The organism is Streptomyces poriticola (genome assembly GCF_036689765.1).
In the GTDB taxonomy this organism is placed as follows: domain Bacteria; phylum Actinomycetota; class Actinomycetes; order Streptomycetales; family Streptomycetaceae; genus Streptomyces; species Streptomyces poriticola.
This window is the reverse complement of sequence record NZ_JBAGKH010000022.1, coordinates 1-26,331: the sequence shown is the minus strand read 5'-3', so window position 1 is coordinate 26,331 and position 26,331 is coordinate 1. Positions and strand designations below refer to the sequence as shown.

General features: G+C 71.5%; 26 protein-coding genes and 1 pseudogene. 19 read left to right on the top strand and 8 right to left on the bottom strand.

Going from position 1 to position 26,331, the window contains the following annotated elements; all coding sequences use genetic code 11:
* Positions 1-43 precede the first annotated feature (43 nt).
* From V5O46_RS23295 to V5O46_RS23285, 3 genes are all read right to left on the bottom strand, one after another.
* Positions 44-1,255, bottom strand: a complete 1,212-nt coding sequence (locus V5O46_RS23295) for a pyridoxal phosphate-dependent aminotransferase (protein WP_332886619.1) — start codon at positions 1,253-1,255, stop codon at positions 44-46.
* Positions 1,256-1,403: 148 nt separating this feature from the next.
* On the bottom strand, positions 1,404-3,014 hold the full coding sequence (locus tag V5O46_RS23290; RefSeq protein WP_332886694.1) for an N-acyl-D-amino-acid deacylase family protein: 1,611 nt from the start codon (positions 3,012-3,014) through the stop codon (positions 1,404-1,406).
* A 61-nt stretch (positions 3,015-3,075) separates the two neighbouring features.
* On the bottom strand, positions 3,076-4,392 hold the full coding sequence (locus V5O46_RS23285) for an amino acid deaminase (protein ID WP_332886618.1): 1,317 nt from the start codon (positions 4,390-4,392) through the stop codon (positions 3,076-3,078).
* Positions 4,393-4,644: 252 nt separating this feature from the next.
* Here V5O46_RS23285 and V5O46_RS23280 point away from each other — a divergent pair, with 252 nt between their 5' ends.
* Genes V5O46_RS23280 through V5O46_RS23270 form a run of 3 tightly spaced genes read left to right on the top strand, consistent with a single transcriptional unit; the run spans position 4,645 to position 6,811 of the window.
* Complete coding sequence (locus V5O46_RS23280) at positions 4,645-5,631, top strand: sugar kinase (RefSeq protein WP_408649039.1); 987 nt, start codon at positions 4,645-4,647, stop codon at positions 5,629-5,631.
* Entirely contained in the window at positions 5,628-6,404 is a 777-nt protein-coding gene (locus tag V5O46_RS23275) for an IclR family transcriptional regulator (RefSeq protein WP_332886617.1), read from the top strand. The genes V5O46_RS23280 and V5O46_RS23275 overlap by 4 nt, the downstream gene beginning before the upstream one ends.
* A complete protein-coding gene (locus V5O46_RS23270; RefSeq protein WP_332886616.1) occupies positions 6,401-6,811 on the top strand; it encodes a RidA family protein in 411 nt (136 codons plus the stop codon). The genes V5O46_RS23275 and V5O46_RS23270 overlap by 4 nt, the downstream gene beginning before the upstream one ends.
* 56 nt (positions 6,812-6,867) lie before the next feature.
* On the opposite strand, the gene V5O46_RS23265 is transcribed toward V5O46_RS23270, so the two are convergent.
* Complete coding sequence (locus V5O46_RS23265) at positions 6,868-8,181, bottom strand: cation:proton antiporter (protein WP_332886615.1); 1,314 nt, start codon at positions 8,179-8,181, stop codon at positions 6,868-6,870.
* Positions 8,182-8,393: 212 nt separating this feature from the next.
* Between V5O46_RS23265 and V5O46_RS23260 the strand changes: the two genes are divergently transcribed.
* Together V5O46_RS23260 and V5O46_RS23255 are read left to right on the top strand one after the other, a co-directional pair.
* Positions 8,394-9,038, top strand: coding sequence for a hypothetical protein (locus V5O46_RS23260; RefSeq protein ID WP_332886614.1), 645 nt, complete (start codon positions 8,394-8,396; stop codon positions 9,036-9,038).
* A 67-nt stretch (positions 9,039-9,105) separates the two neighbouring features.
* Positions 9,106-10,428: an Nramp family divalent metal transporter gene (locus tag V5O46_RS23255; RefSeq protein WP_332886613.1), complete on the top strand. Its 1,323-nt coding sequence runs from the start codon at positions 9,106-9,108 to the stop codon at positions 10,426-10,428.
* A gap of 156 nt (positions 10,429-10,584) precedes the next feature.
* Here V5O46_RS23255 and V5O46_RS23250 read toward each other — a convergent pair whose 3' ends face one another.
* Complete coding sequence (locus V5O46_RS23250) at positions 10,585-12,285, bottom strand: chitinase (protein WP_332886612.1); 1,701 nt, start codon at positions 12,283-12,285, stop codon at positions 10,585-10,587.
* Between the two features lie 295 nt (positions 12,286-12,580).
* Here V5O46_RS23250 and V5O46_RS23245 point away from each other — a divergent pair, with 295 nt between their 5' ends.
* Positions 12,581-13,477, top strand: coding sequence for a hypothetical protein (locus tag V5O46_RS23245; protein ID WP_332886611.1), 897 nt, complete (start codon positions 12,581-12,583; stop codon positions 13,475-13,477).
* On the opposite strand, the gene tnpB is transcribed toward V5O46_RS23245, so the two are convergent.
* Entirely contained in the window at positions 13,450-14,577 is a 1,128-nt protein-coding gene (gene tnpB, locus V5O46_RS23240) for an IS607 family element RNA-guided endonuclease TnpB (RefSeq protein ID WP_332886610.1), read from the bottom strand. The two genes, V5O46_RS23245 and tnpB, sit on opposite strands and share 28 nt — an antisense overlap.
* Before the next feature lie 217 nt (positions 14,578-14,794).
* Here tnpB and cpaB point away from each other — a divergent pair, with 217 nt between their 5' ends.
* The 13 genes and pseudogenes from cpaB (at position 14,795) to V5O46_RS23175 (ending at position 25,819) form a co-directional block, all read left to right on the top strand.
* Positions 14,795-15,502 carry a Flp pilus assembly protein CpaB gene (gene cpaB, locus V5O46_RS23235; protein ID WP_332886609.1) on the top strand — a complete coding sequence of 236 codons (708 nt, stop codon included), beginning with the start codon at positions 14,795-14,797 and terminating at the stop codon, positions 15,500-15,502.
* Positions 15,503-15,511: 9 nt separating this feature from the next.
* Entirely contained in the window at positions 15,512-16,783 is a 1,272-nt protein-coding gene (locus tag V5O46_RS23230) for an AAA family ATPase (RefSeq protein WP_332886608.1), read from the top strand.
* The gene (locus V5O46_RS23225; protein ID WP_332886607.1) at positions 16,780-17,178 is read left to right on the top strand and encodes a TadE/TadG family type IV pilus assembly protein; all 399 of its coding nucleotides are present in this window, start codon (positions 16,780-16,782) and stop codon (positions 17,176-17,178) included. The genes V5O46_RS23230 and V5O46_RS23225 overlap by 4 nt, the downstream gene beginning before the upstream one ends.
* 349 nt (positions 17,179-17,527) lie before the next feature.
* Positions 17,528-17,887 (top strand): annotated as a pseudogene (locus V5O46_RS23220) (TadE/TadG family type IV pilus assembly protein); the annotation flags it as partial.
* A gap of 130 nt (positions 17,888-18,017) precedes the next feature.
* The gene (locus V5O46_RS23215) at positions 18,018-19,358 is read left to right on the top strand and encodes a CpaF family protein (protein WP_332886606.1); all 1,341 of its coding nucleotides are present in this window, start codon (positions 18,018-18,020) and stop codon (positions 19,356-19,358) included.
* Between the two features lie 9 nt (positions 19,359-19,367).
* Positions 19,368-20,321, top strand: coding sequence for a type II secretion system F family protein (locus tag V5O46_RS23210; RefSeq protein ID WP_332886605.1), 954 nt, complete (start codon positions 19,368-19,370; stop codon positions 20,319-20,321).
* A gap of 19 nt (positions 20,322-20,340) precedes the next feature.
* Positions 20,341-21,228: a DUF5936 domain-containing protein gene (locus V5O46_RS23205; RefSeq protein ID WP_332886604.1), complete on the top strand. Its 888-nt coding sequence runs from the start codon at positions 20,341-20,343 to the stop codon at positions 21,226-21,228.
* Between the two features lie 340 nt (positions 21,229-21,568).
* Positions 21,569-22,846, top strand: a complete 1,278-nt coding sequence (locus V5O46_RS23200) for a sensor histidine kinase (protein ID WP_332886603.1) — start codon at positions 21,569-21,571, stop codon at positions 22,844-22,846.
* Positions 22,822-23,595, top strand: coding sequence for a response regulator transcription factor (locus tag V5O46_RS23195; RefSeq protein WP_332886602.1), 774 nt, complete (start codon positions 22,822-22,824; stop codon positions 23,593-23,595). Before V5O46_RS23200 ends, V5O46_RS23195 begins: the two co-directional genes overlap by 25 nt.
* Before the next feature lie 148 nt (positions 23,596-23,743).
* Positions 23,744-23,938: a Flp family type IVb pilin gene (locus tag V5O46_RS23190; RefSeq protein WP_332886601.1), complete on the top strand. Its 195-nt coding sequence runs from the start codon at positions 23,744-23,746 to the stop codon at positions 23,936-23,938.
* On the top strand, positions 23,935-24,552 hold the full coding sequence (locus V5O46_RS23185; protein ID WP_332886692.1) for a pilus assembly protein TadG-related protein: 618 nt from the start codon (positions 23,935-23,937) through the stop codon (positions 24,550-24,552). The genes V5O46_RS23190 and V5O46_RS23185 overlap by 4 nt, the downstream gene beginning before the upstream one ends.
* Positions 24,553-24,567: 15 nt before the next feature.
* Positions 24,568-25,155 (top strand): hypothetical protein, encoded by a 588-nt coding sequence (locus V5O46_RS23180; RefSeq protein WP_332886600.1) that lies wholly within the window; start codon positions 24,568-24,570, stop codon positions 25,153-25,155.
* 49 nt (positions 25,156-25,204) lie between these two features.
* Entirely contained in the window at positions 25,205-25,819 is a 615-nt protein-coding gene (locus V5O46_RS23175) for an OmpA family protein (RefSeq protein WP_332886691.1), read from the top strand.
* Here V5O46_RS23175 and V5O46_RS23170 read toward each other — a convergent pair.
* On the bottom strand, positions 25,788-25,979 hold the full coding sequence (locus V5O46_RS23170) for a hypothetical protein (RefSeq protein WP_332886599.1): 192 nt from the start codon (positions 25,977-25,979) through the stop codon (positions 25,788-25,790). The genes V5O46_RS23175 and V5O46_RS23170 overlap by 32 nt on opposite strands.
* 1 nt (position 25,980) lies before the next feature.
* Positions 25,981-26,262 (bottom strand): hypothetical protein, encoded by a 282-nt coding sequence (locus V5O46_RS23165; RefSeq protein ID WP_332886690.1) that lies wholly within the window; start codon positions 26,260-26,262, stop codon positions 25,981-25,983.
* Positions 26,263-26,331: the final 69 nt, after the last annotated feature.

The following is a 26,331-nucleotide window of genomic DNA, read 5'->3' as shown; positions in this document are numbered from 1 at the left end:
AGCCGTTCACAAAACTGGGGTTCCTGTATACACAGGGTGACCGTCAGGGCTGGGCGTAGCCGTCCAGGAACGTGCCGATCCGGCTCACCGCGTCCCTCAGGTCCACGGTCGTCGGCAGGGTCACCACCCGGAAGTGGTCCGGCTCGGGCCAGTTGAAGCCGGTGCCCTGGACGACCATGATCTTCTCCTGGCGCAGCAGGTCCAGCACCATCCGCCGGTCGTCCTTGATCTTGAAGACCTTGGGGTCCAGCCGCGGGAAGAGGTACAGCGCACCCTTCGGCTTCACACAGGTCACGCCCGGGATCTGGGTCAGCAGGTCGTAGGCGACGTCCCGCTGCTCGCGCAGCCGCCCGCCCGGCAGCACCAGGTCGTTGATGGTCTGCCGCCCGCTGAGCGCCGCGACCACCCCGTGCTGGCCCGGCATGTTCGCGCACAGCCGCATGTTCGCCAGGATCGTCAGGCCCTCGATATAGGACTCGGCGTGCGCCCGCGGTCCGGAGACCGACATCCAGCCGACCCGGTAGCCGGCCACCCGGTACGCCTTCGACATGCCGTTGAAGGTGAGGGTGAGCAGATCCGGGGCGATGGCCGCGGTCGGGGTGTGCACCGCGTCGTCGTAGAGGATCTTGTCGTAGATCTCGTCGGAGCAGACCAGCAGGTTGTGGCGGCGCGCGATGTCGGTCAGACCGCGCAGCATCGCCTCGTCGTACACCGCCCCGGTCGGGTTGTTGGGGTTGATGATGACGATCGCCTTGGTGCGGTCGGTGACCTTCCGCTCCACGTCGGCCAGGTCCGGCATCCAGTCGGACTGCTCGTCGCACCGGTAGTGCACCGCCGTGCCGCCGGAGAGCGAGACGGCGGCCGTCCACAGGGGGTAGTCCGGCGCCGGTACGAGCACCTCGTCGCCGTCGTCGAGCAGGCCCTGCATCGCCATCACGATCAGCTCGGAGACGCCGTTGCCGATGAAGACGTGCTCGACGTCGGTCTCGATGCCGAGGGTCTGGTTGTGCATGACGACCGCCCGGCGCGCGGCCAGCAGGCCCTTGGCGTCGCCGTAGCCGTGCGCCGTCGAGACGTTGCGGAGGACGTCCTCCAGGATCTCGGGCGGGCAGTCGAAGCCGAACGCCGCCGGGTTCCCGGTGTTCAGCTTGAGGATGCGGTGACCGGCCGCCTCGAGCCGCATCGCCTCCTCGAGCACCGGACCCCGGATCTCGTAACAGACGTTGGCGAGCTTGGTCGACTGGATCACCTGCATGTCCGCGAGCTTACGACCCGGTCACACCCGGCGGGCCGTGTTTTCCGCCACGTGAGACGCGTGGTTCGCCCCGATGTCGCCCGGTCGGCGTCCCGTCGGCCCCACCCGCCCCACGTGACTCACCCGTGCCCCCGGGCCACCACGCGGCTCACCGGGGCGTCCGGCGCACCGCACGCCCCGCCAGCACGTCCGTGCGCCGCCCGTCCTCGATCACGAACCGCCCGTCGACCAGTACGTACGGGATGCCCGTCGGCAGCCGGCGCGGCTCGGCGAAGGTCGAGCCCGCCGCGACCGTCGCCGGATCGAAAAGGACCAGGTCCGCCCGGTACCCCTCGCGCACCAGCCCCCGGTCCGGCAGCCGCAGCCGGGCCGCCGGGCGCGAGGTGAGATGCGCCACGCACTCCTCCAGCGACAGCACACCCAGCTCGCGCACATAGTGACCGAGGTAGTGCGGGAAGGTGCCGTACGCCCGCGGGTGCGGCTTCGCACCCTGCAGGATGCCGTCCGAACCGCCGGTGTGGGCCCGGTGCCGCATGATCGCGCGGACGTTCTCCTCGTGACCTACATGCTGGAGGATCGTCGGCGCCAGCCGGTCGGCCAGCAGCAGCCGCCGCGCCACCGCCCACGGGGACTCGCCGCGCCGCCGCGCCGAGTCCAGGACCGTACCGCCCACATACGGAGCCAGCGCCGGGTCGGTGACGCCGGAGATCTCGATCGTCTCCCACTCCACCGGCACGCCGTGGCAGCCGTCGGAGCCGGTCACCTCCAGGTGGTGCCGGATCAGCTCGGCGGTCTCCTCGTCGGCCAGCCGCTCCAGGACCGCCTCGGGACCGCCCTCGCCGGCCCAGCTCGGCAGCAGCGCCACGAGGGTGGTGCAGCCGGGGGTGTAGGGGTAGGTGTCGAGGGTGATGTCGGCGCCCGCGGCCAGCGCGTCGTCCAGCAGGGACAGGAGCTCGGGCGCCCGGCCCCGGTTCACACCGAAGTTCATGGTGGCGTGGGCGAGGTGCAGGGGGCAGCCGGTCCGGCGGGTGAGCTCCACCATCTCCTCGTACGCCCGCAGCGCCCCGGCCCCGTACGAGCGGTGGTGCGGGCAGTAGTAGCCGCCGTACGACGCCACCACCCGGCACAGCTCGGCCAGCTCGGCGTCCCGGGCGTACATGCCGGGCGTGTAGGTCAGCCCGGAGGACATGCCGACCGCGCCCTGCTCCAGGCCCTCGGCGACCAGCCGCCGCATCCGCTCCAGCTCGGCCGGGGTCGCCTCCCGGTCCTCCCAGCCGACGGCGAGCGCCCGCACCGTGCCCTGCGGGACGAGATACGCGGCGTTGACCGCGATGCCCCGGTCGAGCCGGTCCAGGTACTCGCCGACCGACCGCCAGTCGAGGTCGACGTCGTCGCCCGGCCCGTTCCAGCCCGCGACGGCCCGGCGCACCTCGCCGAGCGTGCGGTCGTCGACCGGCGCGTACGACAGACCGTCCTGACCGATCACCTCCAGCGTGACGCCCTGCGCGGCCTTGGCGCTGTGGTCGGGGTCCCGCAGCAGTGCCAGATCGCTGTGGGCGTGCATGTCGACGAAGCCGGGGGCCAGGACCAGCCCCTCGGCGTCCAGCTCGCGGCGTGCCGCCGGGCGCTGACATCCCGCGGCCGACGCCTCCTTGACGATCCCGGCGATCCGCCCGCCGTCGACCACCACGTCGGCGCGGTAGGAAGGGGCGCCGGAGCCGTCGACGACGTCCGCGTCCCGGATGACCAGATCTGCCAGGGCCGGATCTGCCATGCCGGGCCCCCTCACCATGCCGGGCCCCCTCACCATGCCGGGCCCCTCAGAAGAACGTACGGACGTAGTCGACGACCGTGCCGTCCGCCTCGGCCACCGGGATCAGCTGCCACTTGTCGAAGGAGGTGCACGGGTGGGACAGCCCGAGGCCGAGCCAGTCGCCGACCTCCAGATCCGCCTCGGGGCCGGTGCGCAGCCAGGCGTGCTGGTCGGACAGGGCGGTCACCTCGATGCCGGTGGCCGGACGCTCGTCCTCCCCCCGGCGCACCACCTGGGCGAACGGCAGGTGCAGGTCGTACGCCGCGTCCCGCTTGCCCGCGTTGGTGAAGGCCTGCTCGGCCGAGGGCCGGGAGACGACCTGCGTCCACAGCCGGAACGCGGGCTCCAGGGCGCCCTCCCCGGGGACCCGGTTGAACGGGGTCAGCTCGCGGTAGTGCCCGTGGTCGTGGGAGACGTAGGCGCCCGAGCGCAGCAGCTTCAGCACCGGCCGGGACAGCCCGGGCAGCTCGGCGAAGACGTCGGCCACCGCGTCGAACCAGGCGCTGCCGCCCGCGCTCACCACGATCTCGTCCGCCTCCGGGAAGCGGCCCGCCCCGTCCAGGCCGGCGGCGAGCGCGACCAGCCGGCGCAGCCACGCGTGCACCCTCTCCGGGTCGGCGTCCGGCACCTCGCCCTCGTACCCGGCGACACCCACCAGCCGCAGCGCGGCCGACGCCGCCACCGCGTCGGCGACCGCCGCGCACTCCGCCTCCGTGCGCACCCCGGTCCGGGCGCGCTCACCGGCGCCCAGCTCGACCACCACCTCCAGCGGGCGGGAGACCTCCGCCGTGCGCAGCGCCGCGTCCATCAGCTCCACACCGCGCACCGAGTCGACGTAGCAGACGAAACGGAACTCCGGGTCGGCCGCCAGCTCCGCGGCGATCCAGCGCAGGGCCGCCGCGTCCACCAGCTCGTTGGCCAGGAAGACCCGCCGGGTACCGAAGGCGCGGGCCACCCGCACCTGGTGCGGGACGGCGAGGGTGATGCCCCACGCCCCGTGCTCGACCTGGCGGTGGAAGAGCTGCGGGGCCATCGACGTCTTGCCGTGCGGCGCGAAGGCGAGACCGTGCCGGGCGGCGTAGGTCTCCATCACCTTCAGGTTGTGCTCCAGCCGCTCGGCGGACAGGGCCAGCACGGGCGTGGTGAAGCCGCCGGTGAACAGGTTGCGGCGCTGTGCGGCCAGCTCGGCGACGGTCAGGCCGTGCGCGTCCGGCGGGAGGCCCTTGAAGCGGTGGTCCACGCGCTCCCCGGCCAGCCGGGCGAGGGCCTCGGCACCGGAGCCGGTGCCCGAGCCCGTGCCGATACCCGTGTCATCGAGGGCCATGAAACCTCCCTGATCAGGTGCGTTGCGTTGAACGCAACACTCATTGCGTATATCGCTTGCCGCTGTCTAACATCTCGCCGAACGCGGGGTCAACGGATCCGCCGCCCGCGAGGAACACGAAGAAGGACAGGAGCCCACGCCATAGTGACCGCCCACGGACGACCCCGCACCGGGCCCGACGTCGCGGACAGTGCCCCCGGCCCCGTGGCCGGTGCCTCCGATGTCGTGGATGTCGTCGCGCTCGGGGAGTCCATGGTGACCTTCCTGCCCTCCCGTCCCGGCCGCCTCGCCGACGTCCCCTCCTTCGACCGGGCAATCGGCGGCGCCGAGTCCAACGTCGCCTGCGTCCTGGCAGCAGCCGGACACTCCGCGCGCTGGGTCGGCCGGGTCGGCGCCGACGGCTTCGGCGACCACCTGATCGAGGCCATCGGCGGCCGGGGCGTCGACGTCTCCGCCGTACGCCGCGACCCCGACCGCCCGACCGGCGTCTACTTCCGCACCGCCGGGGACCGCGCCACCGACGCGCACGAGGTCGCCTACTACCGCGCCGGATCCGCGGCGTCCGCGATGTCGGCCGGGAACCTGGACCTCGCCGCGATCCGGGCCGGCCGCATCCTCCACCTGTCCGGGATCACCGCCGCACTCTCCGCGGACTGCCTGCGGCTGATGCGCGGGCTCACCGCCCGCCGCCCCGGCCGCCCGCTCGTCTCCTTCGACGTCAACCACCGGCCCGGACTGTGGCGCACCACCGCCCAGGACGGCCCCGGCGTACTGCTGGAGCTGGCCCGCGGCGCCGACATCGTGTTCGTCGGCGAGGACGAGGCCTGGGGACTGGGCGGTGCCGAGGCGGTCCGGGCCGCGCTGCCCGAACCCGAGGTGCTGGTCGTCAAGCAGGGCGGCACCGGTGCCACCGCCTTCCACGGACCCCACACCACCACCGTGCCCGCCCTCCGCGTCGACGTCGTCGCCGCCGTCGGCGCGGGCGACGCCTTCGCCGCCGGGTTCCTCTCCGCCACCCTGCGCGGACTGCCCGTCCGCGACCGGCTGCGCCACGGGCATCTGACGGCCGCCGCCGCCCTCACCGCCCCCGGCGACCTCGCCGCACCCCCCGCCCGGCACCACGCCGACCGGCTCGCCGCGCTGGACGACACCGCGTGGGGGAGACTGCGACTCGGCCCCGGCTGGACCCAGGCCGGCGAACGGGCCGACGAAGAGGCCGAGGAGGCACGCACACCATGAGCCAGACCGTCGACCGCGCGCTCAGCATCCTGCCGCTGCTCGCCGAGGGCCCCGCCGACCTCGGCACCGTCGCCGAGCGCCTCGGCGTCCACAAGTCCACGGCGCTGCGCCTGCTGCGCACCCTCCACGACCACGGCTTCGTCTACCGCCAGTCCGACCAGCGCTACCGCCTCGGCGCCCGGCTCATCGCCCTCGCCCAGGAGGCCATGGAGAACCTGGACGTCCGCGAGATCGCCCACCCCCACCTCGTACGCCTCAACGAGCAGTGCGGACACACCGTCCACCTCGCCGTCTACGAGGAGGACGAGGTCCTCTACATCGACAAGGTGGAGAGCCGCTACCCGGTCCGCATGTACTCCCGGATCGGCAAGCCGGTCGCCATCACCGTCGCGGCCGTCGCCAAGCTCCTCCTCGCCGACCTCCCCGAGCACGAGCGCCGCGCGGTGGCCGAGAAGCTCGACTACCCCCTCTACACCGCCCGTTCGACCCCCCACGCCGAAGCGTTCCTGAAGGAACTGGCCAAGGTGGGCGAACAGGGCTGGGCCAGCGACCTCGGCGGCCACGAGGAGTCCATCAACTGCGTCGCGGCCCCCGTCCGCGGCGCCGACGGCAGAGTCGTCGCCGCGATGTCGGTCTCCGCGCCGAACGTCGTCGTCACCGCCGACGAACTCCTCACCCTGCTCCCGCTGGTGCGCCGCACGGCCGACGCGATCAGCGGCGAGTACTCCGGCAGAACGCCCGTCCAGCACCACCCCGCGAAGGACACGAGATGACCGACAAGACCGCCCTCACTCCCGCGACCCACACCGCCCCGCCGGCGAGGTTCTCCCACGGGGTGAAGAAGGGCAGCATCCTCCAGGTCGCCGGCCAGGTCGGCTTCCTGCCCCACGAGGAGGGCAGGGCCCCCACTCCAGCCGGCCCCACCCTGCGCGAGCAGACCCTGCAGACCCTCGCCAACGTCAAGGCGGTCCTCGAGGAGGGCGGCGCCGGCTGGGACGACGTGATGATGATCCGGGTCTACCTGACCGACGTGGACCACTTCGCCGAGATGAACGAGGTCTACGACGCCTACTTCGCCGAGCAGGGCCTCACCGGGCCGCCCGCCGCGCGCACCACCGTCTACGTCGGACTGCCCGCCGGCCTGCTCGTCGAGATCGACGCACTCGCCGTACTCGGCTGACCCGGTCGACCCACGGACCCGCGGCGGCGTTCTCCCGCAATCCGCCGTCCGTCGGTTCAGCGGGCGTCGATCCGTCGCTGCGGGGACTCCGGTACCGGCGCCCCCTCGCGCAGTTCGCGGCCGGAGGCCGTGCTCCTCGCGTGCCAGCGGCCGTACCGCCCGGCCAGCGGAAAGGCCGTGACGCCGTGCAGCAGGACGCTCAGCGCGACGGTGACCGCGACCACCTCTCCCAGCGTCTCCGTGCCGGGAACCTGCTCCTCCACGACGAGCAGTCCGAGCACGACCGACGCCAGACCGCGCGGACCGAACCATCCGACGTACGCCGTCGTGGGCGGCCGGAGTCCGCTGCCGGTGAGCGCCACGGCCACCGGCAGCATCCGGACAACGGTGAGGCTGAGGACCGCGTAGCCGACGGCCCGCCAGCTCAGCTCGTCGAGCACCGGGCCGAGCAGCACCGCCCCGAAGACCAGCAGGCTGATCGAGGCCAGGAGCCCGCCGAGGTGCTCGGTGAAGTCGGCGGTCCGCTCCCGGCCGTCCGGTACCGCGCCACCGGACGCCGGGCCGGTGGCGCGGTACCGGCGCAGGGCGGCACCGAAACCGAAACCGGCGACCCAGGCCGCGATGAAGCCACTGCCGTCCACCAGGACGGCCGGCAGGTACGACGCCGCGGCGACAGCCGGTACGAAGAGCTGCTCCCACTCCTGCGAGACCCACCCCCGCGCCTGCGCCGCCCGCAGCAGCCGGCCGCCGCCCCCGCCCACCAGCAGGCCCAGCGCCGCACTCAGCACGAGCGAACGCCAGAAGACACCCGCCACTCCCTCCTCCGCGGCGGACGTCCCGGGCACGGCTGCCAGGAAGAGCAGGAAGAACGGCAGCACCATGCCGTCGTTGAGGCCGCTCTCCACATGCAGCCCCCGCCGCACGAGAGGCGGGATCCGCGGGCTGGACACGGCCGTCTTGCCGAGGGCCGCGTCCGTCGGGGCGAGCACGGCGGCGACCAGCGCGAGCTCCCAGACGGTCAGTCCGGGCAGCAGGGGCCAGGCCAGCAGCCAGCCGGCCCCGATGGTCAGGGGCAGCCCGATCCCCAGCAGGCGGGCCGGCAGGAAACCGCCGGACCGCAGATCCCGCGGGCGCACGGCCATGGCGTCGGTGAAGAGCACCAGGGCGAGAGCCGCCTCCATCAGCGAGAGGATCGGCCCGGTGTGCCGTTGGAGATCGACGACGTCGAGGGCGGCGGGCCCCAGGAGCACTCCGAAACCGACGAACACCATCGCCGACGACACCGGTGTCGGGGCCAGCCGCCGTGAGCCCAGCGCATAGGCGGCGATGACCGAGGCGACCGCCACACCGGTCCAGGTGTCGCCGCTCATCTCCGGGCCCTCCCGTCCTGGCGTCGGCCGCACCGCGTCGCCCACGGGGCCGCGCCTGTGCGGCGTGCCTCCCATGTCACCAGCGATCCCCCTCGCGGACCACTCCGCCTCACCCGCCCGGGGGGTGAGAACGGCACTGGTCAGGCGTCGCCGACGTAACGATGACGGGGCTGAGTGTGACCCGCACAGAGTCTTGGACCATACTGCCCGCTGTGGAGCAGCGCATAGGATCGAGCAGCAAGCCTCTGGAAGGCGCCGGATTCGACCCGGCCTTCATCCCCGGGCTCACCTCGCCCGCCGCCGGCGAACCGAAGGACACCGAGCCGGAGGACGCGACGCCGGAAGACGCACAGCCGGCGGACGCCGAGCCGGGCGGGGCGGGGACCGGGGAGGCCGGGCGGGCCGAGGAGGCAGCCGTCGGCGGGCGCGACGAGCAGCGCGGCGGCGAGTCCGAGGAGGCTGCGGCGGACCCCGACGGGCCCGTCTTCGAGGCATCCGACCGCCGGGCCCGGATGGTCGCCGACCACAGGGGCGTCCGCCTCGGTCTCGACGACCAGGAGTGCGAGTTCCGCTGGGACGAGATCGGCGCGGTCGAGACGGAGACCGCGCGCTTCGGCAAGCGGTTCACCGTGACCGTGCACACGCCGGAGCGCCGCTGGTACCCGATCGAGATCGAGGCGAAGTCCCGCTCCGACTTCAAGGAGTGGGAGGCGGCGCTGGACCGGGTCCTGGACGCGTACTTCGACGACGGTGACGACTCCGAGGACGCCGACGGGGTCACGAGGGCGCCCGAAGGGAAGCCCGCCGCGAAGAAGCCCGTCCAGGAGAAGCCCGCCGAGGAGAAGTCCGCCGAGTAGGGGCACCGTGTGAAGATCCACGCACGCCCTCTTGTCCCGCCGTCCGCCATGGGCTTTCTTGACCTCCATGGCGGACACCACGGGCAACACCACAGACTCCGGTACCTCCCGCTCCCCCGACTCGTCGCCCCGTAAGTCCAGTTGGCGCTATATCGGCCCCGGAATCGTCGTCGCCGCGACCGGGGTCGGCGCCGGTGACCTGGTGGCCACCCTCATCGCCGGCAGCAACTTCGGTTACACCCTGCTCTGGGCGGCGGTCGTCGGCTGCCTGGTGAAGATCTCCCTCGCCGAGGCGGCAGGCCGCTGGCATCTGTCCACCGGCCGCACCCTCTTCGACGGCTGGGCCGGCCTCGGCCGCTGGACCACCTGGTTCTTCGCGGTCTACGTGGTGATCTGGGGCTTCGTCTACGGCGCCGCGGCCATGTCGGCCACCGCGCTGCCGCTGCAGGCCCTCTTCCCGGACGTCATGGACCTCGAGTGGTGGGGCATGGCCTGCGGCCTGGCCGGCCTGGTCTTCGTCTGGTTCAACAAGTACGCCGTCTTCGAGAAGGTCATGACCGTCCTGGTCGGCGTCATGTTCGTGGTGACCGTCTATCTGGCGGTCCGGGTCACCCCCAACCTCGGCGACGCCTTCGCCGGGCTCGTCCCGGTCGTCCCCGACGAGCCGGACGCCGTCCTCAACACCCTGGGCCTGATCGGCGGCGTCGGCGGCACCATCACGCTGGCCGCCTACGGCTACTGGGTCAACGCCAAGGGCTGGACCAGCACCGGCTGGATGAAGGTCATGCGGCTGGACAACCGGGTCGCCTACCTCACCACCGGCGTCTTCGTCGTCGCCATGCTCGTCGTCGGCGCGGAGCTGCTGCACGCGGCGAACATCTCCCTCTCCGGCGGCGGCAAGGGGCTGGTGCAGCTCGGCGACATCCTGGCCGAGGAGTACGGCACCGCGACCGCGAAGTTCTTCCTCATCGGCTTCTTCGCGACGACGTTCACCTCGCTCATCGGCGTCTGGCACGGCGTGAGCCTGATGTTCGCCGACTTCGTGGGCCGACTGAGGTCGAAGACGGAGGCGAAGGGCGAGGAGATCGCCTCCGGCCGCCGGGAGCGCTCCTGGCCGTTCCGCGCCTATCTGCTGTGGCTGACCTTCCCGCCCATCGTCCTGCTCTTCCAGGGCGAGCCCTTCCGCCTGGTCATCATCTACGGAGTGCTGGGCGCCGCGTTCATGCCGTTCCTCGCCCTGACCCTGATCTGGCTCCTCAACTCCTCCCGAACGCCCGCCGAATGGCGCAGCGGCATGCTGAGCAACACGATGCTCGCCGTCGCCGGACTGCTCTTCCTGGTGCTGGGCGTACGCGAGATCTGGGACCAGCCCTGGTCGGACTTCTTCTAGGGAGCCGATCCCGGGAGAGCCGCCCACCGCATCTTGTCCCACTCCGGGCTGAACGCAGCCTCCCGCAGTTCCGCCGAGGCCGGCGCGGAACCGCCGCCCCCGCCCACGGGCGACGTGGGCGGGGGCGGCTGGCTCACCCCGGGGCGGGAGCGGGTGCTACGGCAGGGCGTCCACGTGCGGGCCGACGACGTTCGACCACGCGTTGCCCGACGCCGCGTCCCAGTTCGTCGACCAGGTCATCGCGCCCCGCAGGGACGGATAGGTCCGCGGCGGCTGGAAGGAGCCGCAGCCGGTGCCCCGGGTCAGGCAGTCCAGCGCGGCGGTGACCACGCTCGGGGCGACGTAGCCGCCGCCCGCGGCCCGGGTGGAGGCCGGCAGGCCGAGGCCGACCTGGGACGGGTCGAGGCCGTTCTCCAGCTGGATGCAGGCCAGGGCGGTGAGGAAGTCGATCGTGCCCTGGGCGTACACCTTGCCGTCGCAGCCCAGCATCGTGCCGCTGTTGTAGTACTGCATGTTGACGACCGTGAGGATGTCCTTCACGTTCAGCGCCGTCCGGAAGTAGGAGTTGGACGGCGACTGCATGTCGATCGTCTGCGGCGCCATGGTGAGGATCATCGAGGGGCCGGCCTTGGCGGACAGCTCCCGCAGCGCCTGTGTCATGTAGGTCGCGTCGAGGCCGTTCTCCAGGTCGATGTCGACGCCGTCGAAGCCGTAGGTCTGCATCAGGGAGTACACGGAGTTCGCGAAGGCCGTCGCGGAGGCGGGATCGTTCACCCGGACGGTGCCCAGCTCACCGCCGACCGAGATGATGACCTTCTTCCCGGCCGCCTGCTTGGCCCGGACGTCGGCCCTGAACTGCTCGACCGTGTAGCCGCCGAGGCCCGCCGAGTCCAGGTTGAAGGTGACCGCGCCGGGCGTCGCGGTGGCGTCGGCGAAGGCGACGGCGATGATGTCGTAGTGCGACGGCACGTCGGCGATCGTCTGGACCGTGGCGCCGTTGTCGAAGTTCTGCCAGTAGCCGGTGACGGCGTGCCGCGGCAGGTCGCCGCCGCCCCCGCCGGACTCGGCCGTCCGCCCGGTCACCGTCGCCGACCGGGCCGACTCGCCGGCCGCGTTGGTCGCCGTGACCTGGAAGCCGTACGACGTGTCGGGCGCCAGCCCGGTCACGGTCGCCGTCGTGCCGGTCACCGCGGTCACCTTGGTGCCGTCGCGGTAGATGCTGTAGCCGGTCGCCCCGGACACCGCGTTCCAGGACAGGGACACGGACGACGACGTCGTCCCCGTGACGTTCAGACCGGCCGGGGTGGCCGGGACCGTCGGGTCGGGGTCACCGCCGCCGCCCCCGTCGGGGCCGAACACGGAGACGTCGTCCACGTGGTAGGCCGCCTGCCCGTACCAGCCGTGGGTGTAGACGGTCACCGAGGTGGTCGAGGAGCCGGTGCGGAAGGCCGTCGACAGCTGCTTCCAGGCGGCCGAGTCCGGGGTCCAGGTCGACACGTCCGTCGTGCCGGTGCCGGTCACCCCCAGGTACGCGTACCCGCCCTGCACCCACGCGCTCAGCGAGTACTCGGAGTCCGGCCGGACCTTGACGGTCTGGCTGCAGCGGGCGTTGTCCTGCCCGGCGGGGGTCGCCCGGAGCGCGGCGGCGCCGCCGTGCACCGGTGAGGAGACGGTCGTACCGCTGTTCGCCGAACAGCTCCAGTTGCTCAGACCGGCTTCGAACCCGGGGTTCCTCGCGTTGTTGACGTCGGCGGCGGACGCCTGGCCGACGGCCGTGACAGAGAGGGCGAGCGCGGCGGTGACGGCTCCCGCCCAGAACCGGGTCCGTCGTCCGAGCCGTCTGTGTACGGGGTCCACTGGGGCCTCCGGTGGGGGAGTGGGGAGGGATGGGGACGGTGGCCACCGCTGGGTCATTAAGGTGGTCCAGACCAATTGCGATGTCAAGAGTCAGGTCCATACCGGAGTCGAGCGCCCCAACCTGCCCCGGTTTGGCGGAACTTGCGCGACAGAAGATGCTCCCCAGCTACAGAAACGCTGTTCTCCGGTCACGGACGCGTGGATACAGTGCTCAGGTAGTCACGCTGTGAAGTCGTCCGGGTGTGCCGGAGTAACACCGGCGGACCGCGGGGCATGGGGAGACGGGGAGCCGCGTGTGCCAACTGCCATCGCCGTGACCGGCGCCGACCTGGCGCTGCCGCCGCAGGACGAACGGACCATGCCCGCCGTCGTGCTCGGCGACATCGACAGACGGCCGCTGGAGCAGGCCCTCGCCGACCTCCAGATGCTGATCGACCAGCACGGACATCTGATCGTGGTCTGCTCGCAGGCCGCCCCCGCCGCCGTCGAGCGCCGGCTGCACACCGTCCGCTCGCTGCTGGAGAGCGACCGGATCGCCCTGTTCCGTCCCTCGCTGCCACCGCTCGGACTCGCCGTACTCGCCCGCCAGCTGCGCCAGCTCGCCTCCTGCGACCTCGGCCCCGGCGTCCTCGCCTCGGCCGGCCGGCTGCTCACCCACTACCTGCACGCCGGCGCCCTGCTCGGCTCCGTCACCCGGCTCGACCGTATCCCCGTCGATCTGACCTCGCACGCCCGATCCTGGATGCCCGGCAGCCAGTTCGGCGTCCTCGCACACCCCGAGCCCCGGCTGGTGCGCATCGGGGCCGGAGCCGCCCTGCCCGGACCGGAGTTCGCCACCTGGCTGCTGGTGGCCCGGGGGCAGCTCCAGGCCGACTGGGTCACCGGCACCCTGGCCCCGTCCTGGAACGTCACGGGGCTGCGCGAGAGCCCGCTGCCCGCCGAGTCTTCCCGCTGGTGGGGCACCGGCAGGCTGGTCGAGTTCTGCTCCTACCTGCCCGACCTGTCGGTCCTCTACCAACTGGTCGCCTCGGTACGGCAGAACACCTGCCACTGGTGCGGCCTGGACGTCATCGGCGACCGGTGCGTGTTCTGCTCCGCGACCGTTGCTCAGAGCCTCAGCGGCTCTGAGCATTCCGGGCATCTCGGCCCGGAAGGTCCGTCACATCACCAAAGCGTGAGGGCTTCGGCTTGAGTACCGTCTCTCGTTTCCGTCTGCCGCTGGTGCGGCAGGGTTGCGCCACCTGCCCGCCCCGCCTCCGCCATGCGGCGGAGGCGGGTGGCGCGGGTCTTACGGTCGGCTCCACGAGGCTTCGACACCACCGGGGCGGTGCCCTGGTCTCCGGCCACTCCGGTACCAGTCACTGCGGCTGCCGCGAGGGCGGCGAGGTTGAGCGCGGCGTTGTCGTCCCGGTCGATGACCAGGTGGCAGGCGTCGCACTGGTAGGTCCGCACGTGCAGCGGCAGCTCGGCTTCCACCGCGCCGCACCCGGAACAGGTCTTCGAGGACGGGTACCAGCGGCTCGCGACCACCATGCGGGTGGCGTGGCGCTGGCCGGTCTTGTAGTCGAGCAGGCGGCGGATCTCCCCGAATCCGGCGTCCGCGATCCTGCGGGCCATGCGCCGGTTGCGGAGCATTCCGGCGACGTTGAGGTCCTCGACCACGACGGTGCCGTACTCGGCGGCCACGCTGGTGGTGAGCTTGTGCAGGGCGTCTTCGCGGAGGTTCGCCACCCGGTGATGCACCCTGTTGCGGGCCGTGTTGGCCTTCTCCCGCCGCTTCGACGGCTTCTGTCCGGTCCTGCGGTCGGGACCCTGCCGGCGGGACACGATCCGGGAGGCGCGGCGCAGCTGCGCGCGGGCGGCGTCGTAGTGGCCGGGATTCGCGACGGTGCGGATCTCGCCCGTGGAGTCGGCCATCACCGCGAGGGTCTTCACGCCGAGGTCGATCCCGACCGCCGCATCCGGACGCGCCACGCGTTCGAGGTCCCGCTTCACCTCGGCTTGGAAGGAGACGAACCAGCGTCCGCGTTCGTGGCGTACGGTCGCGGACAGGATCCGGGCGGTCCCGGCCTGGACACGGGCGAGGAGCTTCACTGCGGGCTCGTGGGTGCGCAGTGTGCCCAGCCGGGGCAGGGTGACGTGACGGCCGTCGGCGTCCACGCGGATCGTGCCCGTGGTGAACCGGAAGGCAAGGCGCGCCTTCCGCTGGGCCTTGAACCGCGGCGCGCCGATCCGGGCGCCCTTGCGCTTGCCGCTCTTCGACTTGGCGTACGCCACCTGCCCACGACGCACTCCCGCCGCCGAACCGTCCGCGCCAACTCGCCCGCGCCGCCCGGGACGAGCGGCGCATGCTCACCGGGTGAGCCGGTGACCCGGGCAATGACCCGGCGACCCGGACACCCGGACACCCGGAGATCCGCTCCCTGACACGTGAACCGCGGGGCCGCAGAGCCCCCTCCGCCCACCCGACCGCGCACGACCCCCACCCCCCGACGAGGTTGTACGGCCCATGAACTCCCGTCAGCGCCGCGGCGTGATCCTGCTGGTCCTGTCCGTCGTCTGCGCCCTCGGCGCCTTCGCCGGAGTGCTGTCCGTCATCAGCGACGTGAAGTCCAAGGTGGGGCCGGAGGTGATCGCCTACCGCGTCGGGACCGACGTGCAGCCCTACACCGCGCTGAACGCCAACCAGTTCGAGAAGATCGAGATGCCCGAGCGCTGGCTGTCGCAGAACGCGGTCACCGACCTCGCCGACATCCGCGGCAAGATCGCCGTGACCACGCTGAAGGAAGGCTCCCTGCTGCAGAGCGACATGATCGTCGATCAGCCCGCCCTGCAGCCCGGGCAGCAGGAGGTCGCCATCATGGTCGATGCGGCGACCGGTGTCGCCGGCAAGATCACGCCGGGCTCCACCGTCAATGTGTATGCCACCTTCGAGGGAGAGCGGGAGGGTGACCCCGCTCAGTCCAAGATCATCGTAACCAATGCCCGGGTCCTCGACATCGGCGAGATCACCGCGCTGGACCCCGACGAGAGCAGCCGCGACAGACAACCCACCGACGCCGTCCCGATCACCTTCGCACTGTCCACCCTCGACGCCCAGCGCATCACCTACGCGGAGTCGTTCGCCCAGCGGGTCCGGCTCGCGCTGGTCGCACCCGGCGGCGACACCACGGTCCCCGAGGAGGACCGGACGTACGAACTCGCGAAGGACAAGTGAGAGGCCCGCATGCCCACGAGGATCCTCCCGGCAGTCGGCGACGCGGACGCCGTCCGGTCCGTCACCACCCTGCTCAGCCAGCTCCCGGACGCCGAACCCGTGGCCCCGGTGACCGACTCCACCCAGCTCGTCGACACCCTCGCCCGGCTGGCCGCCGAATCGGTCGACGAACTGCCCGAGGTCGTCGTCGTGCACGAGCGGATCGGCCCCGTCCCCGCACTGGAACTGATCCGCGAGGTCGCCCTCCGTTTCCCCGCCGTCGGCGTCATCCTCGTCACCTCCGACGCGAGCCCAGGACTCTTCCAGGCCGCCATGGACCACGGCGCGCGCGGCCTGGTCGCCCTCCCGCTCGGCTACGAGGAACTCGCCAGCCGCGTCCAGGCGGTCGCCCAGTGGTCGGTCGGCGTCCGCCGCCATCTGGGCTCCGGCGCCGACCTGCTCACGGGCTCCGGCGGCACCGTCGTCACGGTCTGCGGAGCCAAGGGCGGCGTGGGCACCACCGTCACCGCGATCAACCTGGCCCTGGCGGCACAGGCATCCGGCCGCGGCAGCGCCCTGCTCGACATGGACCTCCAGACCGGCGACATCGCCTCCTACCTGGACGTGCAGTTCCGCCGCTCGGTCGCGGACCTGGCGGCGATCACCGACATCTCCCCGCGCGTCCTGGCCGACGCCGTCTTCCGGCACGACACCGGCCTCGCCCTGCTCCTCGCCCCCGGCGAGGGCGAACGCGGCGAGGAGGTCGGCGACCGTGCCGCCCGCCAGATCATCAGCGCCCTGCGCTCCCGCTACGAGGTCGTCGTCGTCGACTGCGGCGCCCAGCTCGGCGGCGCCGGTGCCGCGGCCGTGGAACTGGCCGACATCGCCCTGCTCGTCACCACCCCCGACGTGATCGCGGTCCGGGGCGCCAAGCGGACGGTGCGCATGTGGGACCGGCTGCAGATCCGCAAGGCCGAGGAGACGACCGTCGTCGTCAACCGGCACATCCGCGGTACGGAGATCCAGCCCGCCCTCGTCCAGCGGATCACCGGCACCGCGGTCGCCGGAACCACCGTCCCGGCCGGCTTCAAGGAGCTCCAGAGCGTCGTCGACGCGGGCCGGCTGCATGCGCTGGACCACCGCAGCGCGGTGAAGCAGGCCCTGTGGCGCCTCGCCGGCGAACTCGGCCTGGCCGCCGCCACCGAGGGCACCCGCAGGGGCGGCCGGCTGCGCGGCGACCGCGGACACCGCGGCGACCGCGCACCGGCGGGGCTGCGGCGGCGCAGGGAGGCGGGCGGATGAGGGCGGGCCACCGCACCGGAGCCGGGCCGCGCGACCGCGGCCAGGTCACCGTCGAGTTCCTCGGCATGACCCCGGCCATCCTCGCCACGCTGGTGGTGCTGTGGCAGCTCGTCCTCGTGGGATACACGTACACGCTGGCGGGTAATGCTGCCGACGAGGCGGTACGGGCGGCGACGGCGGCGAGTCCGGGGGAGCGGCAGGGCGCATGCCGGGCGGCCGGCCTGGAGAAGCTGCCGGGCGCCTGGGAGGGGGACGCCGACGTGAACTGCTCCACCGCGAACGGCTTTGTCACCGCCGACGTCCGGATCCGGGTCCCGCTCCTCTTCCCGGGCGCGGTCGGCTTCCCGTTCGACGTGCACGGCCGCGCAGGGGCCGTGGAGGAGGAGACCGACTGAGATGCAGTGCTCCCGTGCCAGGCCCACTGCCGTGGCTTCCGCCCGTACCAAGCCGACCGGAACGCCGTGCGCCGGTGAGGGACGGGTCGAGGGGTCGCTCGCCGGTGAGGGACGGTTCGAGGGGGCGTGGGTCTGTGACGGACGCACTGTGGGGTCGTGCGCCGGTGGCGGGCGGGTGGAGGGGTCATGCGCCGGTGAGGGACGGGCCGAGGGGGCGTGTGCCTGTGACGGACGGGCCGAGGCGTCGTGCGCCGGTGAGGGACGGGCCGAGAAGTCATTCCACCGTGAGGGACGGAGCGGGGCATCGCTCGCCGGTGGCGGACGGGCCGAGGCGTCATACGCCGATGACCGACGGACGAGGGGCCGGGGCGACCGGGGGCAGGCCGCCCTCGAGTACCTCGGCTTCCTCCCGGTCCTGATCCTCGTCGCCCTGGCCGCCGTACAGCTCGGTCTGATCGCCTACACCGCCCAGCAGGCCGGTACGGCCGCCCGGGCCGGCGCTCGCAGCGCCTCGCTCGACGAGAGCGCCCAGGCGGCCTGCGCCGCGGCGGTCAGCGGCTGGCTCGCCGACGGCACCGACTGCCCCGCGTCCCACGGCGGCGACGAGGTGACGGTCACCGCCACCGTCGACATCCCCTCCGTCGTCCCCGGCTGGGACTTCGGGGATGCCACCAGGACCGCGACCATGCCGCGCGACACCGACCAGTGACCCGGGACCCCCGACCAGTGACCCGGGACCCCCGACCAGTGACCCGTGACCCGTGACCCGTGACCCCGACCCGCGACCGTGACCGATCCAGGAAGCCGACAGTGACCGAGCAACGAGGAGAGCCGGACGCATGAGCCTGCGCGCACGCATCCACTCGCCCGAGGAACATCCCGGCCGGGGCGAGGACAGCCATCTGGTCGCCTCCTACCGCGCCAAACTCCTGGAGGAGATCGACCTCGCGGAGATGGGCTCGCTCGCCGCCGCCGAGCGCCGGGCCCGGCTGGAGCGCGTGCTGGGCCACATCATCAGCCGCGAGGGCCCGGTGCTGTCCACCGTCGAGCGCTCCCAGCTGATCCGCCGCGTCGTGGACGAGGCCCTCGGCCTCGGCATCCTGGAACCCCTCCTGGAGGACGCGTCCATCACCGAGATCATGGTCAACGGCCCGGACGCCGTCTTCGTCGAACGCGCCGGACGCGTCGAACAGCTCCCGCTCCGCTTCGCCTCCCACGACCAGCTGATGCAGACCATCGAACGCATCGTCTCCACGGTCAACCGGCGCGTCGACGAGTCGAACCCGATGGTCGACGCCCGCCTCCCGTCCGGCGAACGGGTCAACGTCATCATCCCGCCGCTCTCCCTGACCGGCGCCACCCTCACCATCCGCCGCTTCCCGCGCTCCTTCACCCTCCAGGAGCTGATCGGCCTGGGCTCCCTCGACGAGCACATGGTCTACCTGCTCGCAGGCCTGGTGCAGGCCAGGTTCAACATCATCGTCTCGGGCGCGACCGGCACCGGGAAGACCACCCTCCTCAACGCCCTCTCCGGTCTGATCCCCGAGACCGAACGCATCATCACCATCGAGGACTCGGCAGAACTCCAGCTCCAGCAGGGCCATGTGATCCGGCTGGAGTCCCGCCCCCCGAACGTCGAGGGCCAGGGCCGGATCACCATCCGCGACCTGGTCCGCAACTCCCTGCGGATGCGCCCCGACCGCATCGTCGTCGGCGAGGTCCGCGGCGGCGAGTCCCTCGACATGCTCCAGGCCATGTCCACCGGCCACGACGGCTCCCTCGCCACCGTCCACGCCAACAGCGCCGAGGACGCCCTGATGCGGCTGCAGACCCTCGCCTCCATGTCCGACGTCGAGGTCCCCTTCGCCGCCCTGCACGACCAGATCAACAGCGCCGTCGACGTCATCGTGCAGCTCACCCGGTTCGCCGACGGCGCCCGCCGGATCACCGAGATCGCCCTGCTGGCCAGCCACGGCGGCGAACCGTACCGCCTGCACACGGTGGCCCGCTTCCAAGCCCGGCCCATGACCCCCGACGGCCGCATCCACGGCACCTTCGAGCACCATCCCCTCCCGCGCCGCACCGCCGACCGCCTCTACATGGCGAGCCAGCCCGTCCCCCAGGCGTTCGGCGTCGCCCACACCGTGGCCCAGCTCGCCACCCGAGAAGCAGGGAGGTAGGCCCCGACCATGCCCTCCACGGAACTGTCCACCCTCGTCACCCTCACCACGGGCGTCACCCTGCTCACCTGCGCCCTGGCCGTGGCGGGCCTGCACTCGTACGCGGCCGGCCGGGCCCAGCGCCGGGCCCTCGTCGACCGGCTCACGGCCACCGGCCAGATACCGCCCGCGGGCCGCCGGCGGCTGTTCCCCACACTCGACCGCCGCCTGCGCCGTACCCAGCTCGGCCGGAGACTCGAACTCCGCCTGGCCGCCACCGGCCTGGACATCACCCCCGGTGAGTTCACCGTCTACATGCTCACCGCGGTCGCCGGCCTGTGGCTGACCGGCCACGCCGCCCTGGCCCCCTTCTTCGGCCCGATCGCCGGACTGCTGGGCAGCTGGCTGGCCGTGCAGTTCCTCGACTGGCAACGCCAGAAACGCATCGAGAAGTTCATCGGCCAACTCCCCGAACTGGCCCGTATCCTCGCCAACGCCACCCAGGCCGGACTCGCCCTGCGCACCGCCATCGGCATGGCGGCGGAGGAACTCGAGGCTCCCGCCGGCGAGGAACTCGGCAAGGTGGCCGCCCAGCTGGCGGTCGGCGCATCGATGGACGAGGCCCTCGGCGAGCTCGCCGACCGTCTCCCCTCCCGCGAACTCGTCGTCCTCGTCACCACCCTGGTCCTCGCCAACCGCGCCGGCGGCCAGGTCGTCAGCGCGCTGCGCAACCTCACCGAGACCCTCGAGGAGCGCAAGGAGACCCGGCGCGAGATCCGCACCCAGCTCTCCCAGGTGAACATGACGTCGTACGCCGTCCCGGTCATGGGCATCGGCTCGTTGCTCCTGATGAACGGGGTCAAGGACGGCGCCCTGGAGCGCATGACGGGCTCCCCGGCCGGCCAAGCGGCAGTGATCACCGCCTTCGGCCTGTACGCGCTCGGATTCGTCCTCATCCGCCGCATGTCCCGGATCGACGTGTAAGAGGAGGGGGACGGAAGACATGGCAATCCTGCTGGCCCTGCTGATGGCTCTGTCCGTCTGCGGCGTCTTCGCCGGCATCCGCATGTACCGGGCGGAGGCCAGGCTCCCCGGCGACCTCGCACTCGCCCTGGAGGTCGGCGCCACCCGCACCGGCCCCGTCGACTCCCTGATCGACCGCCTCGGCATGCGCTACGCCCCCGCCGTACTCCGCCTGATGGGCCCGGCCCAGGTCGCAAAGTACCGCCGCAGGATCGATCTCGCGGGCAACCCCGGCGGCCTGACCATCGACCGCTACGCCGCCCGCCGCGCGGTCTACGGCTTCCTGGGCGCCGTGGGCTTCCTGGTCTTCCTGCTCCGCGGGCAGTACCTGGTGGCCCTCCTCCTGCTGGCCTTCGGCGCTTTCTGGACGGAGGTCGGCATCTGGTCGGCGATCCGGATCCGCAAGGACGAGATCGAGCGCACCCTCCCCGACTTCCTCGACGTCCTCGCCGTCGTGGTCAGTGCCGGCCTCGGCTTCCGCCAGGCCCTCGACCGCGTCGCCACCCGCTACGAGGGCCCCTGGGCGGACGAGCTGCGCATCACACTGCGCCAGATGGACCTCGGCATGAGCCGCCGCCAGGCCTTCGCGGAGCTGCGCCGCCGCAACGACTCGGAACAGGTGGCGATGTTCGTCACGGCCCTGCAGCAGGGCGAGGAACTGGGCGCTCCGATCGTCGACACGCTGGTGTCGCTGGCAAGGGACATGCGCCGCACCGACGCCCAGAACGCCCGGCGCAAGGCGGCGCGTGCGGTTCCCAAGGCCACGCTGATGATCACCACGTTCATGGTGCCCGCCACGATGATCCTGCTCGCCGCGGGCCTGATCCTGGGCTCGGGCACGGACTTCGGGACGATCACCGGTGAGTAGGCCGGGGGTGGTGCGGGTGAGGACGGTGCCGATGCCGGTACCGGGGACGAAGGCCGCCGGGGCGACGGGCGCGGGACAGGGTGCGCGACCGTGGCCCGTCCGTCGGCACGCGAGCCGACGGCAGGAGCAGCACCGGCCCACGACCGAATCCACGACCGAATCCACGACCGAATCCACGACCGAATCCACGACCGAACCCGCGACCGAACCCGCGACCGAACCCGCGACGGAGTCCAAGGCGGAATCCGAGGCGGAATCCAGGAGGGGATCCACGAGAGAATCCGCGAAGGAACCGGCCTCCGCTCCCGCCCCTTCCTCCGCCCCCGCGCTCCGCCTCCAGGTGAACGCCCTCCAGGCCCTGTGCCGCCAGGTCTTCGGCTTCCGCCTGGCCGTGATAGCCGTGGCGGCCCCCACCGCCCTCCTCAACGCCGGGGCGGGTCTGGGCGTCCGCCTGGTCGGCGCGGCGGTGGTCGTCACCTTCATGGTCTCCTACGTCCTGTTCCGCGACTGGGAGCGCTTCGGCCCGCTCCTGCTGCGCCACCCCACTCTGCTCGCCGTCGACACCCTCTTCGGCGCCCTGCTCCTCATCGCCGCGGGCCCGGACACCCCGCTGTCCTACGTCAGCCTCTGCACCCCGCTGCTGGCCGGCCTGTCCTACAGCTGGCGCGGGGCCGCCCTCTTCGCCTCCCTCCAGTCCCTGATCCTGCTCCTGGTCCATGCGGCCCTGGAGAACCCGAACCCGGGCGTGGCCGAGCTGTCCCTGCTCCCCGGCCTGTGCGTCATCGCCGGCGCGGCCGGCTCGAGCCTCCGCAGCCTTCTCCTCCGCTTCGGCTCGGCCACCGAGGCCCTGACGGCGGTGCGGGAGCGCCTGGCCGTGGCAGAGGCGGTCGGCGCCGAGCGCGCCCGGCTCGCCCGCGAGCTGCACGACTCGGTCGCCAAGACCCTGCACGGCGTCGCCCTGGCCGCGGACGGCCTGGCCGTCTCGTCGGACCCCGCACGCACGGACCCCGCACGCTTGGACCCCGAGCGGGTACGGCAGCAGGCGGCACTGATCGCCCGGGCCGCCCGCAGGGCTGCCGCGGAGTCCCGCGAGCTCCTGGCGGACCTGCGCCGTGAGCCGGGCCAGGACGAGGAGACGGACGTACTGGCAGAACTGCGGGCACACACCGCCGCCTTCACCGCCCGCACCGGCATCCGTACGGAGTACCGAACCGTGGGAGCCACCGGCCCAGCGGGAGGGACGAGCAGGGGCTTCGTCCCTCCCCCGGTCGCCCGCGACCTCCTCACCATCGCCGCGGAGGCGATGGAGAACGCGCACCGCCACGCGGCCCCGACGCGTGTCGAGGTTCGGGCGGGGGTCCGGACGGGAGCCGACGGCGAGGAACTGCACCTCAGCGTCTACGACGACGGCGTCGGCCTCCCCCCGGACCTGGCCCTGCGGGACCTCCGCAGATCCGGTCACTTCGGCCTGCTCGGCATGGCCGAGCGAGCGGCGGCGGTCGGCGCCCGCATCCGCATCGGCCGGGGCGGCCACCCGACCGGCACGGAGGTCCGCGTGGATCTGCCGCTGACGACTGGAGAGGGGGCGCCCCGATGCACCGGCCACCGCTGCGCGTGATCGTGGCCGACGACAACCCGGTCGTCCGGGCCGGTCTCACCGTCCTGCTGTCCGGCCGCGCGGACATCATGGTCGTCGCCGAGGCCGCGGACGGCCACGAGGCCTGTGAGTCGGCCCGGCGCCTGCGCCCCGACGTCGTCCTGCTGGACGTACGCATGCCCGGCATGGACGGCCTCGCGGCCCTGCCTCACCTGGTGCAAATCGCCCCGGTCATGATGCTGACGTACAGCGGGGAGTCGGAGACCGTCCAGGAGGCCCTGCACCGCGGGGCGTCCGGCTATCTGGTCCACGGCGAGTTCACCGCCGAGCAACTGGTGTCCGCAGTACGGGACACCTGCGCCGGCGGGGCCCACTTCACCCCGACGGCGGCCGAGGCACTGCGCTCGGGCCTCCGACGGCGAACAGCACACGAAGCTGCGACTGCACACACTGACGAAACGTCAAATAGCCCAGGGTCAGGCAATTCCGCCAACTCTCTTTCGCAGATGCAACTTCATGTGGGACAGTCGTCGTCGGTGGGACGGGAAGCCCGAGCGAGGTTCCGGCTCAGCGCGAGGGAGGCGGAGATCATGGACCTCATCGCGTCCGGCATGACCAACCAGCAGATCGCCGCAGCGTGCTTCATCAGCGAGAAGACGGTCAAGAACCACATCAACCGCATCTTCGCCAAGCTGCACAGCACCAGCCGCTCCGAGGCCGCCGCGAAGTGGCTCGGCACGGCGCCGGACACCCGACGAGGCGGGGAGTGACACGCGGTGACCAACGGGGGCAGCACACGCAACCGACGCCGGACGCCGTCCGCCTGGGCCCGCCTTTGGGCCCACGGACCCTCCACACGCCGGCCACCCCAGCCGTACGCTCCAGCCGACGGCCCCGCCCACCCAGGAGGAACCCCCCATGCCCAACCGGCTGACCACCCTCATCGCCAATCTGCACACCCACACCACCCGCAACGACAGGGGCCAGACGGCGGTGGAGTATCTGGGCATCATCGCGGTGGTGGTGGCGATCGTGCTGGCAATTACGGGGACGGATATCGGGCAGTCGATCTACGACGCGATTGTGGCCAAGATCGACGAAGTGACGGGCTGACTCTTCTCCGCAAATATGGAGATGCAGGGCAGGCGTTCCCTATTTACATAACCGTGATCGGGGGCCTGCTCTTTCTCGCGTTCGCGTACTTCGCAGTCGGCCAGGCCGCAGCCAACCGGAATGGTGCTCAAACGGCCGCCGATGCAGCGGCACTCGCCGCAGCCCAGGACAGACGGGAGCAGCTGGCCGACGCCTGGGTGGACAGTATTCTCGACCCGGCCAGTTGGCAGGGAATATTCGAAGGCGATGCGGCGGGACTGGCCTCCTCTTGCTGGCGAGCTGATCAATTTGCAGCGCGGAACAATGCCCGTGTGCTGGCCTGTAGCCCGGAAGGGCCTTTGAGCGTCACCGTCGACGTTGAGACCACACGGACCGTGGGGGAGTCGATAGTCCCCGGTACCGAGAACCGGAGGTCACAGGCCTCTGCCACCGCGGTTATCGACGCCCGCTGCACGTTCCAGCTGTCCGCCACTGTCGTGGAAGAGGACGTCCTACCGCAGCTCAAATGCGAGGACGAGGAGTGGGAGTTGGACCCGGAGGACACGTCCCATCGCCCGGACGCCCGGGACCTATTCGATGTCCACCTGGCCGATCAACCAGCGAATGACGAGTAAGAAGGAAGCGGAAGCATGAGCATTCGGTTCACTACGAAGGCCCATAGAGGGGTGGTCGCGATGGCTGCCGCGGCCGTCCTGGCCCTCGGCGTAGCCGGCTGCGGCGGGGGGGACGGGGGAGGCGGCGACGACCGCAAGTCCGGTGCATCCGCAACTGCTGCCAAGAACGGCGGATCAAAGACCAGCGCACAAGAAGGAGCCGACGAGCCGCTGGCGGAGGCCAAGGGGGAGGGCGACCTCGTACTCAAGATTACTTCCGCTACGAGAGACGCTGGGGGCTTCATCACCGTCAGTGGTGAACTGAAGAACGACGGAGATCAGCCTGCTCGTGTTTCGGTACGCACTGCGGGCGACGAGACCGAGATCATCAGGCACGGATCATCGCTCGGTGGGGCCACTCTCGTGGATTCAGCGGGTAAGAAGCGCTACTACGTCCTGCGGGACACGGATGGTCGACCTCTCGCGACGACCAATCTGCCGAGGATCAAGGCCGGGGCCACCGTTCCCGTCTTCATGCAGTTCCCTGCACCCCCCACCGAAACCGCAGAAGTCACGTTCCAGCTTCCTACCTTCGCCGCCGCTGTCATTGAAATTTCCGGGTGAGGTCACCGTGATCCACGCCCGCCTGACCGCATTCCTCGCTGCGACCGTTCTGATTGCAGCAAACGCAGCCGGAGCCACTGTGGGCCATGCTGCCGACGGCCCATCGGTACCCCCGGGTACGGAGGCGTCGGCCTCCGCCCCCGTGGACGTAGACCCCAACGACCCGGACCTGAAACTCCCCGACGGCGCCACCCTGGCCGAGCCCAAGGTGCTGGACATCAAGTCGGTCGTGGAGGACCAGAGCGGCGACGAGCGCCGTGAGGACACCAACACCAAGGTGAAGTTCGCCCTCCAGGCCGAGGTGCTATTCGGGAAGGACAGCGCGAGGCTGAGCGGCGAGTCGAAGTCCCGTATCGCCGGTATCGCCGAGGAGATCAGGGCTCAGGGCGCGACAAGGGTGCGGGTCTTCGGGTTCACGGACAACCTGGGCTCATCGGCGCACGGCGACGTCCTGTCCAAACAGCGCGCCAACGCCGTTCAGGATGTCCTGGCCAAGGAACTGAACGACGCAGACGTCACGTACGAGGTCCGCGGCTACGGGGAGCAGTACCCGATCGCCGACAACTCGACGGAAACCGGCCGCAAGAAGAACCGGCGGGTGGAGGTCTCCTTCCCTCGCACGGAGGACCGACCTACAACAGGTGATCGGCCTTCCCCGACTTGATCTCCAGGATGAGGGCGCGAAGGGCTTCCCGGCTGTCGGTGAGGTGGCGCTGCTCCTGCCCGGCGACGGCGATGTAGGCGCGACCGTCCTCGTCTGTACCTATGCGGAAGCAGTTGTTTCCCTCACCGCAGTAGGGCTCTTCCCACGCGATCTCGGTCATGTCAGCCGCTCCTCAGAGTTGACGGACGATACTGTGCACGAGCTCTCGCGAAGCTTGCTGGTCCAATGACTTGGCGCGCCACCAGTCCATATGGGTCTGATACTTCGAGAGTTGTGCTTCGGCATGAGTGAACTCGCGTCCGTGAGCCGAGTCCAGCTGCACGGTGTCCAGCTGAGACACGACCCCGTTCGTACAACACCGCATGGCCGGCGCCCGGGAACGCTCCGACCTCCACGGGCAGGACCCGCACCTCGATGTTGTCCTGCTCGGATCGTTCGCACAGATACTGCAGCTGCTCACGAGCTGCCCGGCGGCCACCGAACTGTGCGCTGTGCTGCGAGGTGTTCTGGCC